Origin of the sequence: Loigolactobacillus binensis, assembly GCF_005405165.1 — a bacterium.
GTDB classification, from domain to species: domain Bacteria; phylum Bacillota; class Bacilli; order Lactobacillales; family Lactobacillaceae; genus Loigolactobacillus; species Loigolactobacillus binensis.
This window is the reverse complement of record NZ_BJDN01000032.1, coordinates 1-12,309: the sequence shown is the minus strand read 5'-3', so window position 1 is coordinate 12,309 and position 12,309 is coordinate 1. Positions and strand designations below refer to the sequence as shown.

Below are 12,309 nucleotides of genomic sequence, written 5' to 3'. Positions count from 1 at the left end.
CTCCAACTCAATGAAATTACACGAATTACAAGCAAGCGAAGGCTCGCGTCATGTTCGTAACCGAGTTGGCCGTGGGACTTCATCCGGTAATGGTAAAACAGCCGGTCGTGGTCAAAAAGGTCAAAAGGCTCGTGGTAAAGTACGTTTGGGCTTCGAAGGTGGCCAAATGCCATTGTTCCGTCGTATGCCAAAACGTGGTTTCTCGAACATTAATCGTAAAGAATACGCTATTGTTAGTTTGAATGACTTAAATCGGTTTGACGAAGGCACAGATATTACACCAGCATTGTTGGTTGAATCTGGTGTTGTCAAAAACGAAAAGGCCGGTATCAAATTATTAGCAAACGGCGAAATCACTAAAAAAGTCACAGTTAAGGTTAGCAAAGCTTCGGCTGCTGCTAAACAGGCTGTTGAAGCTGCTGGCGGTAAAATTGAGGTGATTTAATGCTGTCGACCATCAAAAATGCTTGGCGCGTTAAAGATATTCGTAATCGAATACTTTTCACGCTAGGAATTTTGTTAATTTTCCGTTTAGGGACGTATATTACCGTTCCCGGTGTTGATGCGAAGGCATTGACATCGATTGCTTCGTCCGGATTAGTTAGCATGCTGAACATGTTCGGTGGTGGTGGTTTAACGAATTATTCCATTTTTGCGATGGGGGTTTCACCATACATCACTGCACAAATTGTCATCCAACTTTTGCAGATGGATATTGTGCCCAAATTTGTTGAGTGGAGCAAACAAGGGGAAGTTGGTCGACGTAAGTTAAATCAAGTAACACGTTATCTGACGATTGTTTTGGCATTTTTGCAATCAATCGGTATTACTGCTGGCTTTAACGCTTTAAGTGGTTTGGGTCTGGTCAAGAATCCTAATTGGCAGACTTTTGTTATGATCGGGGTCATTCTGACTGGTGGCACAATGCTGGTTACTTGGATGGGTGAACAGATCACTGACAAAGGCTTAGGCAATGGGATTTCAATGATCATCTTTGCTGGGATCATTGCACGGTTACCAACTGGGATTTATCAAGTTTACCAACAATGGTTTGCAACGAATCCTAGCCAAAGTCAATTCTGGATGTATATCTTGTATTCAGTTTTGTTGGTGATCGCAATTTTTGTTGTTGTGGTTTTTGTTACCTATGTGCAACAAGCGGAACGGCGAATTCCGATCCGTTATACACGTCGAGTAACGGATGCTGGCGACAATAGTTACCTACCATTAAAAGTCAACGTTGCGGGGGTTATTCCCGTTATCTTTGCCAGTTCATTTATTGCAACACCAGGCACGATTTTACAGTATTTTAATAACACTCATTCCGAAGACCAATGGTTTAAGATTTTGACTGATCTGTTTAGTATGACAACTATTCCTGGTTCGATTCTCTATACAGTATTGATCATCGTTTTTACTTTCTTCTACGCATTTGTCCAAGTCAATCCGGAAAAGGTTGCGGAAAATTTGCAGAAGCAAGGTAGCTATATTCCAAGCGTTTGGCCAGGAAAAACAACCCAAAAATACATCTCTGGAACGTTGATGCGTTTATCAACGGTTGGTTCTGTCTTTTTAGGTTTGGTAGCATTGCTGCCGATCTTGGCACAGAATATTTGGAGTTTACCGGAGTCAATTGGATTAGGTGGCACTAGTTTACTGATCGTCGTCGGAGTTGCCTTAGACACAGCTCGTCAGATCGAAGGATTGATGATGAAACGGCATTATGTTGGTTTTATCCGCTAGAAACGTGTTGAAGCACTAGCTTTAGCACGTTTCTTATCAATATGACGAAAAGGAGCGCATCTTAATGAATTTGATTTTAATGGGTTTACCAGGTGCTGGTAAGGGGACCCAAGCTGAGCAGATCGTTGATACTTATAAAATTCCGCACATTTCCACTGGTGATATGTTTCGGGCAGCGATGAAGGATGAAACTGAATTGGGTAAGAAGGCCAAGTCTTTTATGGACAAAGGTGAACTTGTTCCTGATGAAGTGACTAACGGTATCGTTAAAGATCGTTTAGCAGCGGCCGACACGAAAGTTGGCTATCTGCTCGACGGTTTCCCCCGGAATTTAAGCCAGGCCGAAGCCTTAGAACAGATTACAGCAGATTTAAACAAGCCACTTGACGGTGTGATCAATATTGATGTTGATCCAGCATCGTTGATGGAACGGTTGACCGGCCGGTTTATCTGCAAAACTTGTGGCGCAACTTACCATAAGCTTTACAATCCAACGAAGGTTGCTGGCACATGCGATCGTTGTGGCGGTCATGATTTCTTCCAACGGGATGATGACAAGCCCGAAACTGTCAAGAATCGTTTGGCAGTGAATGAAAAGATGAATACGCCACTACTTGATTTTTATGGTAAAAAGAATTTGTTATTCAACGTTAATGGTAACCAGGATATTAAAGATGTTTTTGCTGACATCAAAAAGATCTTGACGCCATTGGCTAATAAGTAGGCAGTATTTACGGATGCTTGCGTGACTAACAACATTTTGCTATAATTAGCAAGGTTATCTTTTCAAGCTGGTCGGATTATGGTATAATCGGCTAGTTAAAATTCGAAAAGGTGAGTGCAACGTGCTCTCACCATTTTTATATGGAATTGGGCACTTGTCTGAATCGGTTGTGACTTACGGCTTAACGTGAGTCGCACTCGGTTTAGGTAATATGGATCAAGTCAGTTTAATTTGGTTGTTGAAGCATAGCGGTTCGTTTACGAATCAGCTGTAATCAGTTAAGGAGGTACTTCTGCGTGGCGAAAGATGATGTCATTGAGGTCGAAGGAAAAGTCACTGATACATTGCCAAATGCAATGTTCAAGGTAGAACTTGAAAATGGGGCAACAATTCTAGCGACTGTTTCTGGTAAGATCAGAATGCACTATATTCGGATCCTGCCGGGTGATCGGGTTACTGTTGAGTTGTCACCATACGACTTAACACGCGGCCGCATTACCTATCGCTTTAAATAGCATTTTGTATAGGACCGGAAGTTTAGCCTTTTATCTTAGGAGGTATTAGTCATGAAAGTAAGACCATCAGTAAAACGGATGTGTGAACATTGCCGCGTTATCAAACGTAAGGGTCGTGTCATGATCATTTGTTCTGCTAATCCAAAGCATAAACAACGCCAAGGATAAAAACTAATTCAATTTAATGGAGGTGTCATTTAAATGGCTCGTTTTGAAGGTATCGATTTACCCCGTGGTAAACAGATTGTCATTGCGTTAACTTACATTTACGGTGTTGGTAACACAACTGCCAAGAAAGTGTTAGCTGCAGCTGGTGTCGATGAGACTATTCGTCAAGATGATCTCACACCAGAACAAGAAGATAAGATCCGTGTTGAACTTGATAAGGTCAAGGTCGAAGGTGACTTACGCCGTGAAGTAAACATGAACATCAAGCGTCTTCAAGAAATTGGTTCTTATCGTGGGATGCGTCATCGTCGTGGCTTGCCTGTTCGTGGTCAAAATACCAAGAACAACGCACGGACTCGTAAAGGCAAAAAAGCATCAATCGCCGGTAAGAAAAAATAATTAGCTAAAGGAGGTAAGTAATTAATGGCAAATAAAAAAACAACACGTCGTCGTCGGGTCAAGAAGAATATCGAGTCTGGCGTGGCACATATTCATTCTACTTTTAACAATACCTTGATCATGATCACTGATCCCCAAGGGAACGCAATTGCATGGGCTTCAGCTGGTTCATTAGGTTTTAAGGGTAGTCGTAAATCAACACCGTTTGCTGCACAAATGGCAGCTGAAACAGCTGCTAAGGCCTCAATGGAATATGGTATGAAATCCGTTGAAGTTGCAGTTAAGGGTCCTGGTTCAGGTCGTGAAGCAGCAATTCGTTCATTGCAAGCAACTGGTTTGGAAATTACCGCAATTCGCGATGTAACGCCAGTTCCTCATAATGGGTCTCGTCCTCCGAAGCGCCGTCGTGTTTAGTGAGTACGTTTTTCATTTTGAGTTTAAAACTGAAACGTACAACATCAAAGACACTTCTCGTTTTGAAAGGGGTAAGAAACTAAATGATCGAATTTGAAAAACCAAATATTGCCAAGGTTGATGAAAGCACAAACTATGGTAAGTTTGTCATTGAACCGTTAGAACGCGGTTATGGGACAACTTTAGGTAATTCATTGCGGCGGATTCTGTTGGCTTCATTACCAGGTGCAGCCGTAACGAGTGTTCAAATCGATGGTGTTTTACATGAATTTTCAACCATTGATGGTGTAACGGAAGACGTTACCCAAATTATCCTGAACATCAAAAAACTCGCTTTGAAGTTGGATTCTGACGATGATAAAACATTAGAGATCGACGTTAAGGGTCCAGCTACGGTTACTGCTGGCGACATTGAAGCTGATGGGGACGTTGAGATTTTAAATCCTGATCTGTATATTTGTACAGTTGCTGAAGGTGGACGCTTCCACATTCGCATGACTGCGCATAAAGGTCGTGGCTACGTTGCCGCTGATGGTAATAAGGTTGACGACATGCCGATCGGTGTTTTGCCAATCGATTCGATTTATACCCCAATCAGTCGCGTTAATTATCAAGTTGAAAGCACCCGTGTTGGTCGCCGGAATGACTTTGATAAATTAACTTTGGATGTTTGGACGAATGGTTCTATTAGTCCACGAGAAGCAATTAGTTTAGCAGCTAAGATTTTAACCGAGCATTTGGATATCTTCGTTAATTTAACTGATGAAGCGAAAAACGCTGAGATCATGGTTGAAAAAGAAGAAACCCATAAAGAAAAAATGCTGGAAATGACAATTGAAGAACTTGATTTATCCGTACGTTCATACAACTGTTTGAAACGTGCTGGGATTAATACAGTTCAGGAATTGACTAATAAGACCGAAGCTGACATGATGAAGGTCCGCAACCTTGGACGTAAGTCTTTGGAAGAGGTTAAAGCTAAATTAACTGATTTAGGCCTTTCATTACGTAAAGAAGATTAATCACTTAAATCCACCAAGGGAGGGAACACGTTAATGAGTTACCGCAAATTAGGTCGCACAAGTTCACAACGTAAAGCTTTACTACGCGATTTGACGACTGATTTAATCATGAACGAATCAATCACGACTACTGAAGCTCGCGCTAAAGAAGTACGTTCAACAACTGATAAGATGATCACTTTAGGTAAAAAAGGCACGTTAGCTGCTCGTCGGCAAGCTGCTGCATTTATCCGTGATGAAATTGCTGACGTTCGCGAAGAAGACGAAAAAGTTGTTGTTCAAACAGCTTTGCAAAAATTGTTTAGTGATGTTGCACCACGTTATGCTGAACGTAACGGTGGTTACACACGGATCTATAAGACAATGCCTCGTCGTGGCGATGGCGCACCAATGGTTGTCTTAGAATTTGTTGACTAAGCGTCGATAAATTACCAGGATTAAAACGGATCACTTCTAAAATGTTTGACTAGAGTGTTATGATGTTGGTTAGTTGTTTTTCCAAGTCTAGCTCGATGGTTGGCGGATCTTGTATTCGATCACATTTTAGAATGTGATTTTTTTTGTTGATCCGAATGTTTTTTGAGGCTTATGCTAAAAATTAAAATCATAACCGGGAAGTAATTCTATTTACTGCCCGGTTTTTTGTATAAATTTTAGACTTCCGCGAAAAAAATACACGAAAAGCGCTTAATATGCTATTATTGAAACATTGAGAAAAAGTAAAGTACGGTAAAGGTGACTGTTGTGACAAAAATAATTGAAGTCGAACATTTAAATTTCCGTTATCCGCTAACGGAAGGACGCCCAGCGCTCAATGATGTCAATTTGACGATCGAACAAGGTGAGTGGGTTGCGATTATCGGCCATAATGGCAGCGGAAAGTCCACACTGGCAAAGTCGTTGGATGGCCTGTTACCGTTGTCAGCGGACAGTGGCACGATTCGTGTTGCAGGTATGAAATTAACTGAAGATAGCGTTTGGGATATTCGCCGTCAGATCGGTATGGTTTTTCAGAACCCAGATAATCAATTTGTAGGGGCAACGGTTGAAGACGATGTCGCGTTTGGTCTGGAAAATATTGGGCTACCGCGGGATGAAATGTTGACCCGCGTTAAGAATGCTTTGGCTCGGGTGCGTATGACTGATTTTGCGGATAAAGAACCGGCGCGTTTATCTGGTGGGCAGAAACAACGAGTGGCTATTGCCGGGATCATTGCTTTGCAGCCGCAAATCATAATTTTAGATGAATCAACTAGTATGCTTGATCCGAATGGCCGTATCGAGGTCTTGAATACGGTCCAAGAGTTAAAGGAACAGGAGAATTTAACGGTGCTGTCGATCACACATGATATTGACGAAGCCGCCAATGCAAATCGAATCGTTGTTTTAGATGATGGCGAGATCAAAGAATCAGGGACGCCGGCAGAAATTTTTCAGTATGGCGAGCGTTTGATTGAATTAGGCCTGGATGTACCCTACGCTGAACGGCTGAAGGCTGCCTTGCGTAAACGCGGGGCCGCAGTTCCAACCGAATATTTAACTGAGGAAGGATTGGTGGATTGGCTATGGACATCACATTTAAAAATGTAGCCTTTACTTACCAAGCTGGAACGCCATTTGAAAGCCAGGCGTTGCATGATATTGATTTGACGATCGCTGATCATAGCTTTACGGCGATTATTGGCCATACAGGTAGTGGTAAATCGACTTTGGTTCAGCATTTAAATGCGTTACTTAAACCGACTAGTGGAACCGTGACGATTGGCGACCGTGTGATCACGCCCACAACCAACAATAAAAATTTAAAGCCGATTCGTAAAAAGGTAGGTATGGTTTTTCAGTTTCCTGAAAATCAGCTATTTGAGGAAACGGTGGTCAAAGATATTGCTTTTGGACCAATGAATTTTGGCGTTGCGGCGGAAGATGCAACAAAAACGGCACAGCGGATGCTAGATTTAGTTGGTTTACCGCAGGAATTGTCAGACCGTTCACCATTCGATCTTTCTGGTGGACAAATGCGCCGGGTCGCAATTGCTGGAGTTTTAGCAATGGAACCGGAAGTATTGATTCTAGATGAACCTACAGCAGGCTTAGATCCAGTTGGGCGTCGGGATATCATGGGAATGGTGGAACGGTTACACCGTGAGCAGCAATTAACAGTTATTTTGATCACACATCACATGGAAGATGTCGCTAATTATGCTGACCATGTTATTGTTATGGAACACGGTACAGTAGTCAAAGTCGGCGCGCCACGTGCAGTTTTTCAAGATGTGAATTGGTTACAGGAACGCCAGCTAGGGGTACCAGAAACTGCGGAATTTGCGACTGCTTTGCAAAAACGTGGCTTTAAATTTAGTCAGATTCCGTTAACCGAAGCTGAGTTAGCGGATGCGCTGTTAGATCAATTACCTGGAGAGGCGGTGCACCAACAGCATGATGAATAAATTGCTTTTTGGCCGTTTTATTCCGGGTCATTCCTTGATTCACCATCTTGATCCCCGTAATAAGCTATTGTTGAGTTTCTATTTTATTGGGATTATTTTCTTGGCCAATAATTGGCCGACCTATTTATGTTTATTTATTTTTACTATGTTAGCAGTTCGGCTATCCGGCATTAAAATGAGTTTTTTCATTCGTGGTGTGCGTCCCTTGATCTGGTTGATCCTATTTACCGTATTATTACAGGTATTTTTTACTCGTGGCGGTACGACTTATTGGTCATGGGGACCGATCGTGTTGTCTCAATATGGCATTGTTAACGGGATCTATATCTTTATGCGTTTCTTGTTGATTATTTTCATGTCGACCTTGTTAACGCTGACCACACAGCCATTGTCCTTGGCTGACGCTATTGAGGCGATTTTAAAGCCATTACGGGTAGTACGTTTTCCTGTTTATGAAGTTGCTTTAATGTTGTCGATCGCATTGCGTTTTGTGCCGACATTGATGGACGAAACGGAAAAAATTATGAATGCACAACGGGCCCGCGGTGTTGATTTTGGTGAAGGCAACCTTTTCCAACAAATGCGGGCAATTGTACCTTTGCTGATTCCGTTGTTTGTCAGTTCGTTTAATCGGGCTGAAGATCTGGCTACTGCCATGGAGGCGCGTGGTTACCGGGGCGGTGAAGGCCGTAGTAAGTACCGAATTCTAACTTGGCATATGAGTGACACTTGGACTGTTATTGCCTTTGCGCTGTTGACTGGCGTTTTGGTTTGGTTACGCGCTTAAATCCAGCATTAAAAAAAGGCTAGGCATAAGGTGGCTTATGCTGGGGCCTCTTTTTTATTGCTTTGCAGGGTATTAGTTGCTACTTTAGGGAGGAATGGCTAATTTGGTAAGGTATAAAGTAACATTGGCTTACGATGGCACTCAGTTTGCTGGCTTTCAACTGCAATTGAAGCAGCGAACAGTTCAGGGGGTGATCGAAAAGGCGATCAAAACGATTGCTAAATCACCAACTAGATTGGTGGTCAACGGCTCGGGCCGTACAGATGCCGGTGTACATGCGTATGGCCAGGTGGTTCATTTTGATTTTCCTTTTATGATGCCAGCCACGGCAATGCTTAAAGCGCTAAATAGCCTGTTGCCTTTAGACGTTGTTGTCAAGGATTGTCAGATCGCTACTGCTGATTTTCATGCCCGTTACGATACTACCGGTAAACGTTATGTGTACCGGGTCAGTCGCGGCTATTATACGAATCCTTTTCGGCGATTTTATACTGGGCATTGGAAGTATGCTTTAGATGTTAGTAAGATGGAGGCCGCGATCGGGGATTATATTGGTACCCACGATTTTAGTAGTTTTGCGGCTTCCGGCGGCAGTATTCAAAATAAAGTTCGTACTATTTTCGCGGCTAGCGTAAGCGAAGATCCGCACAACGGTGAACTGGTTTTTGAATTCTATGGTGATGGCTTCTTGTATAATATGGTGCGGATCATGGTCGGTGTGGTGTTAGAAATTGGTAATGGTCGCCGGCCCCTCCACGATATTTTACGTTTGTATGAAGTTAAGGACCGTACGCAAGCACGCTACACCGCACCAGCCAGTGGGCTTTATTTAAAAAAAGTCTATTACGGTGATGGGCCTGCCGACCAATAAGCGGTCCACGGCGGTTTTTACTGAAAATAATTACGAAATTGATTGACAGTTTGCATGAAAATAGTTAAGATTATAGCTGGTACTGTTTACCCCACGATAAGCCCCGGAAACTTACTGGTGTTTAAACAGACACAGAAAAATGGAGGAATACACGTGCGCTCAACATATTTAGCAAAACCAGGCGAAGTAGAACACAAATGGTACGTTGTCGATGCAACTGATATTGCATTAGGCCGTTTATCCACAGTTGTGGCTTCTATCTTACGCGGTAAAAACAAACCAACATTTACACCAAACGTTGATACTGGTGACCACGTCATCATTATCAATGCAGAAAAAGTACTTTTAACTGGTCGTAAAGCGGCTAATAAAATCTACTATCATCATACCCTTCATCCAGGCGGTTTGAAGCAGATTTCTGCAGGTGAATTGCGTGAAAAGAACCCTGTTCGTTTATTGGAATTATCCATCAAAGGGATGCTTCCAAAGAACACTTTGGGTCATGCTCAATTTATGAAATTGCATGTTTACGCAGGTCCTGAACACAAGAATGCTGCACAACAACCAGAAACTTTGGATATCACAAACCTAATTTAAGGAGGGAAATGAATTGGCAGAAAAAGTTCAATATATTGGTACAGGCCGGCGTAAAAACTCAGTTGCCCGTGTACGTTTAGTACCCGGTACTGGTAAAATTACGATCAACGGTAAAGACCAAACAGATTATATTCCATTTGCAAATATTCGCGAAGACATGGTACAACCATTTGGTATCACTGATACTAATGATAGCTACGATGCACTTGTTAACGTTAACGGCGGTGGCTTCTCTGGCCAAGCTGGTGCAATTCGTCATGGTATTTCACGGGCACTATTAAACGTTGACCCTGATTTCCGTGGCCCATTAAAACGCGCAGGGCTCTTAACTCGTGACCCACGTATGAAGGAACGGAAGAAGCCAGGTTTGAAGAAAGCTCGTAAGGCTAGTCAGTTCTCAAAGCGTTAATCCGGCACGTTATAACAAGCCTGATTACGATTTTAACTTTTACCCCAATTGGTAAAATTCGCTCAGAAAATTGAACTTTGGGGTAAGGTTTGGGGTAAATATTATCCCGATGAGAATGTTGAACGTCAGATTAGATAATCTGGCGTTTTTTTGTACTTTCTTTTTTTAGTCGATTTACGAACATTTCATGCACCTTGGTGGAAATGACATCCGGCGTATTGACGTAAATTTTTGTCGTTGCTAAATCGGAATGAGTGAGTGCTTCGGAGATATCCTCAAGAGAAGCACCACCTTCACGGGCAAGTGTACCAAAAGTGTGACGCAATTTGTGTGGGTGTAATTTAGCCAATTCTGGATGACGATGATGGATCGACTTGATTCGATAATTCAAATAGTCGGAATGTAAGGGAACATTCATATGACCACGAAAATCGGTATACGTGAATACAAATTGGTCAGGTGTTTGCTCAATTCCAATTTGCGCTAACTCTTCGGCTTGCTGTGCCTTCCATTCTGCAATCTCACTAACTAGTTCTTCTGGAATAGTTAGCTGAGTGAACTTATGGCCCTTAGTGTCTTTGAGCTTCTTAGATTTAGAAAGACTTTGAATGATGAACAGGGAATTAGTTTTCAAGTCAATATGACGCCACTGTAAGCCATAGGTTTCACTCTTACGGTCACCAACGTGTAAAGTTAGCAAGAAGAGTAAATGCTGCATCAACGTGATTTTACCAGCTTGATAGTCTTCCTCTAGTGCTTCGAGCCAGTCGAGCAACTCTTGCGCCGTGAGTGCTTCTCCTTTCGCTTGGCGCTGCTTTTTCAGTTGGTCATGGTAAGGAGATGCAACCATATTTAGAACCTTACCAACGCGATTATATTCGATATAATCCATTGCTTCGGCGAGATCAAATACTTGGCGTGTGTAACTCTTGATATTACGAATATTGCTAAAAGTGGCAGATTTCATCGTCAATTCATTGATGACAATTTCTTTATGATTGTTCAGATAATTCAATGAGTAATTACCAAACATCGGCAGAATGTGAAGTCTAAAAATTGATTTTTGATAATCGATTGTCTCAACTGTAGGGACAACGCGTGTCCTCCCAGTCGCACCCTTAACATAAATATCCATGAAGACGTTGTGGTAAAAATCGCTAAATAACATTTCTCCTTTAGTTTCTAATGAACTCGGGCTATCATCCTTTCGTACCTGTTCAATTTGCATCAACACATTGGCTTCTTGAATCTTAGCTGTCTTGAGACTTGGCAGTGTTTTCTTGTAGCGGCGTTTGTTGTCGAAAAATGGTCTAAGCTTTTTTGGGTATTGCACTTCTACAAGATAACTTCCTGATTTGGTTTTACTAATAGTCATAACTACATTCCTCCAAAAAAATTAATTGAAATTTTTCAGAGCGAACGTAAGGCTTCAAAGTTATTTTAACTCATATGCTTCATTTCGTCAGCTCTAGTTATTAACCAATCATCAACAGATGAACGGTCAAAGCGAATGCAGCCACCAATTGTGATCGATGGTAGACCCTGAGCCATCCAGCTATCTAAAGTATTGTTGGCAATTTGCAAGTAATTACAAAGATCCTTTTTCTTAAGATAGCGGGTACCAATGGCGGCATCAGTCCTTACTCGCTTGACTTCACCCATGATCATTTGATAGATTTCGGCACGTAGTTTATCTTGTTGTTGATCACTGATTGTGATCGTGAATTCTGAAGTAGCGATAGTATCATCTCCAATCAGGTATGAATGACTAATGGGGGAGAATTAAAAAAAGTTGGGTGTTGGTCTCACTCCCTTTCAAAAAATAGTGCAACAATTTAATGGTGCTGTCAGACCTTGCTACCCAGTTCCGTCACTAACGGACATAGGAATTGCACCTCTCCTGCTTACGTGGGAGCCTCGCGGAAGTATCATTATCTACTTAACTTGTACGATCATTAGTTAGAAATCGTAGTTGAAGCGTGGGTGGCGCTCGCGGTTTTGGTCATGGCGTCCACGGATCAACAGTTCAAGTAAAGTAAGAAAGTTAGGGTAGCAATATTCAATTGTCAAAGGACTCACAGGTAATATTTCCTGTTCACTATATACATACAAATACGTGTGGTGCTAGTTTGTAACATTTAGAAATTTAACAAAAAAGTCCAACCCAGTTAGACTCATAAGTGACAAAACTTAAAAGGAGTAATAACTGTGTT

17 protein-coding genes are annotated in these 12,309 nt (G+C 42.0%); 15 read left to right on the top strand and 2 right to left on the bottom strand.

Going from position 1 to position 12,309, the window contains the following annotated elements:
* The first annotated feature begins 10 nt into the window (after positions 1-10).
* The 15 genes from rplO to rpsI all read left to right on the top strand — a co-directional run bounded on the left by rplO (position 11) and on the right by rpsI (position 10,096).
* Entirely contained in the window at positions 11-445 is a 435-nt protein-coding gene (rplO, locus tag FFM78_RS11790) for a 50S ribosomal protein L15 (protein WP_137638616.1), read from the top strand.
* The gene (gene secY / locus FFM78_RS11785; protein ID WP_137638615.1) at positions 445-1,743 is read left to right on the top strand and encodes a preprotein translocase subunit SecY; all 1,299 of its coding nucleotides are present in this window, start codon (positions 445-447) and stop codon (positions 1,741-1,743) included. Before rplO ends, secY begins: the two co-directional genes overlap by 1 nt.
* A gap of 64 nt (positions 1,744-1,807) precedes the next feature.
* Positions 1,808-2,467, top strand: coding sequence for an adenylate kinase (locus FFM78_RS11780; protein ID WP_137638614.1), 660 nt, complete (start codon positions 1,808-1,810; stop codon positions 2,465-2,467).
* Positions 2,468-2,763: 296 nt separating this feature from the next.
* Positions 2,764-2,982, top strand: coding sequence for a translation initiation factor IF-1 (gene infA, locus FFM78_RS11775; protein WP_010011755.1), 219 nt, complete (start codon positions 2,764-2,766; stop codon positions 2,980-2,982).
* A 51-nt stretch (positions 2,983-3,033) separates the two neighbouring features.
* A complete protein-coding gene (rpmJ, locus tag FFM78_RS11770; RefSeq protein WP_125549740.1) occupies positions 3,034-3,150 on the top strand; it encodes a 50S ribosomal protein L36 in 117 nt (38 codons plus the stop codon).
* Positions 3,151-3,183: 33 nt separating this feature from the next.
* Complete coding sequence (gene rpsM, locus FFM78_RS11765) at positions 3,184-3,549, top strand: 30S ribosomal protein S13 (RefSeq protein ID WP_137638613.1); 366 nt, start codon at positions 3,184-3,186, stop codon at positions 3,547-3,549.
* 24 nt (positions 3,550-3,573) lie between these two features.
* A complete protein-coding gene (gene rpsK, locus FFM78_RS11760; protein WP_137638612.1) occupies positions 3,574-3,963 on the top strand; it encodes a 30S ribosomal protein S11 in 390 nt (129 codons plus the stop codon).
* A gap of 83 nt (positions 3,964-4,046) precedes the next feature.
* A complete protein-coding gene (locus tag FFM78_RS11755; RefSeq protein WP_003679363.1) occupies positions 4,047-4,985 on the top strand; it encodes a DNA-directed RNA polymerase subunit alpha in 939 nt (312 codons plus the stop codon).
* A 33-nt stretch (positions 4,986-5,018) separates the two neighbouring features.
* The gene (rplQ, locus tag FFM78_RS11750) at positions 5,019-5,402 is read left to right on the top strand and encodes a 50S ribosomal protein L17 (RefSeq protein WP_137638611.1); all 384 of its coding nucleotides are present in this window, start codon (positions 5,019-5,021) and stop codon (positions 5,400-5,402) included.
* 327 nt (positions 5,403-5,729) lie between these two features.
* On the top strand, positions 5,730-6,575 hold the full coding sequence (locus FFM78_RS11745; protein ID WP_137638610.1) for an energy-coupling factor ABC transporter ATP-binding protein: 846 nt from the start codon (positions 5,730-5,732) through the stop codon (positions 6,573-6,575).
* Positions 6,551-7,432, top strand: a complete 882-nt coding sequence (locus FFM78_RS11740) for an energy-coupling factor ABC transporter ATP-binding protein (protein ID WP_137638609.1) — start codon at positions 6,551-6,553, stop codon at positions 7,430-7,432. The genes FFM78_RS11745 and FFM78_RS11740 overlap by 25 nt, the downstream gene beginning before the upstream one ends.
* Entirely contained in the window at positions 7,422-8,219 is a 798-nt protein-coding gene (locus FFM78_RS11735; protein ID WP_137638608.1) for an energy-coupling factor transporter transmembrane component T family protein, read from the top strand. The genes FFM78_RS11740 and FFM78_RS11735 overlap by 11 nt, the downstream gene beginning before the upstream one ends.
* Positions 8,220-8,322: 103 nt before the next feature.
* On the top strand, positions 8,323-9,090 hold the full coding sequence (gene truA, locus FFM78_RS11730) for a tRNA pseudouridine(38-40) synthase TruA (RefSeq protein ID WP_137638607.1): 768 nt from the start codon (positions 8,323-8,325) through the stop codon (positions 9,088-9,090).
* A gap of 153 nt (positions 9,091-9,243) precedes the next feature.
* Positions 9,244-9,687, top strand: coding sequence for a 50S ribosomal protein L13 (gene rplM / locus FFM78_RS11725; protein WP_137638606.1), 444 nt, complete (start codon positions 9,244-9,246; stop codon positions 9,685-9,687).
* A gap of 13 nt (positions 9,688-9,700) precedes the next feature.
* The gene (gene rpsI, locus FFM78_RS11720; protein WP_137638605.1) at positions 9,701-10,096 is read left to right on the top strand and encodes a 30S ribosomal protein S9; all 396 of its coding nucleotides are present in this window, start codon (positions 9,701-9,703) and stop codon (positions 10,094-10,096) included.
* 130 nt (positions 10,097-10,226) lie between these two features.
* Here the strand turns inward: rpsI and FFM78_RS11715 are convergent, their stop codons facing one another.
* Positions 10,227-11,471: a site-specific integrase gene (locus FFM78_RS11715; RefSeq protein WP_137638604.1), complete on the bottom strand. Its 1,245-nt coding sequence runs from the start codon at positions 11,469-11,471 to the stop codon at positions 10,227-10,229.
* Positions 11,472-11,536: 65 nt separating this feature from the next.
* Positions 11,537-11,764: a helix-turn-helix domain-containing protein gene (locus FFM78_RS11710; protein ID WP_223877070.1), complete on the bottom strand. Its 228-nt coding sequence runs from the start codon at positions 11,762-11,764 to the stop codon at positions 11,537-11,539.
* Positions 11,765-12,309 lie beyond the last annotated feature (545 nt).

Coding starts and splice junctions, on each gene's coding strand:
- FFM78_RS11780 (WP_137638614.1), top strand. CDS start 1,808: ATGAATTTGATTTTAATGGGTTTACCAGGTGCTGGTAAGGGGACCCAA.
- secY (WP_137638615.1), top strand. CDS start 445: ATGCTGTCGACCATCAAAAATGCTTGGCGCGTTAAAGATATTCGTAAT.
- rpmJ (WP_125549740.1), top strand. CDS start 3,034: ATGAAAGTAAGACCATCAGTAAAACGGATGTGTGAACATTGCCGCGTT.
- rpsM (WP_137638613.1), top strand. CDS start 3,184: ATGGCTCGTTTTGAAGGTATCGATTTACCCCGTGGTAAACAGATTGTC.
- FFM78_RS11715 (WP_137638604.1), bottom strand. CDS start 11,471: ATGACTATTAGTAAAACCAAATCAGGAAGTTATCTTGTAGAAGTGCAA.
- rplQ (WP_137638611.1), top strand. CDS start 5,019: ATGAGTTACCGCAAATTAGGTCGCACAAGTTCACAACGTAAAGCTTTA.
- rplO (WP_137638616.1), top strand. CDS start 11: ATGAAATTACACGAATTACAAGCAAGCGAAGGCTCGCGTCATGTTCGT.
- FFM78_RS11735 (WP_137638608.1), top strand. CDS start 7,422: ATGATGAATAAATTGCTTTTTGGCCGTTTTATTCCGGGTCATTCCTTG.
- FFM78_RS11740 (WP_137638609.1), top strand. CDS start 6,551: ATGGACATCACATTTAAAAATGTAGCCTTTACTTACCAAGCTGGAACG.
- FFM78_RS11710 (WP_223877070.1), bottom strand. CDS start 11,764: ATGATCATGGGTGAAGTCAAGCGAGTAAGGACTGATGCCGCCATTGGT.
- rpsK (WP_137638612.1), top strand. CDS start 3,574: ATGGCAAATAAAAAAACAACACGTCGTCGTCGGGTCAAGAAGAATATC.
- FFM78_RS11755 (WP_003679363.1), top strand. CDS start 4,047: ATGATCGAATTTGAAAAACCAAATATTGCCAAGGTTGATGAAAGCACA.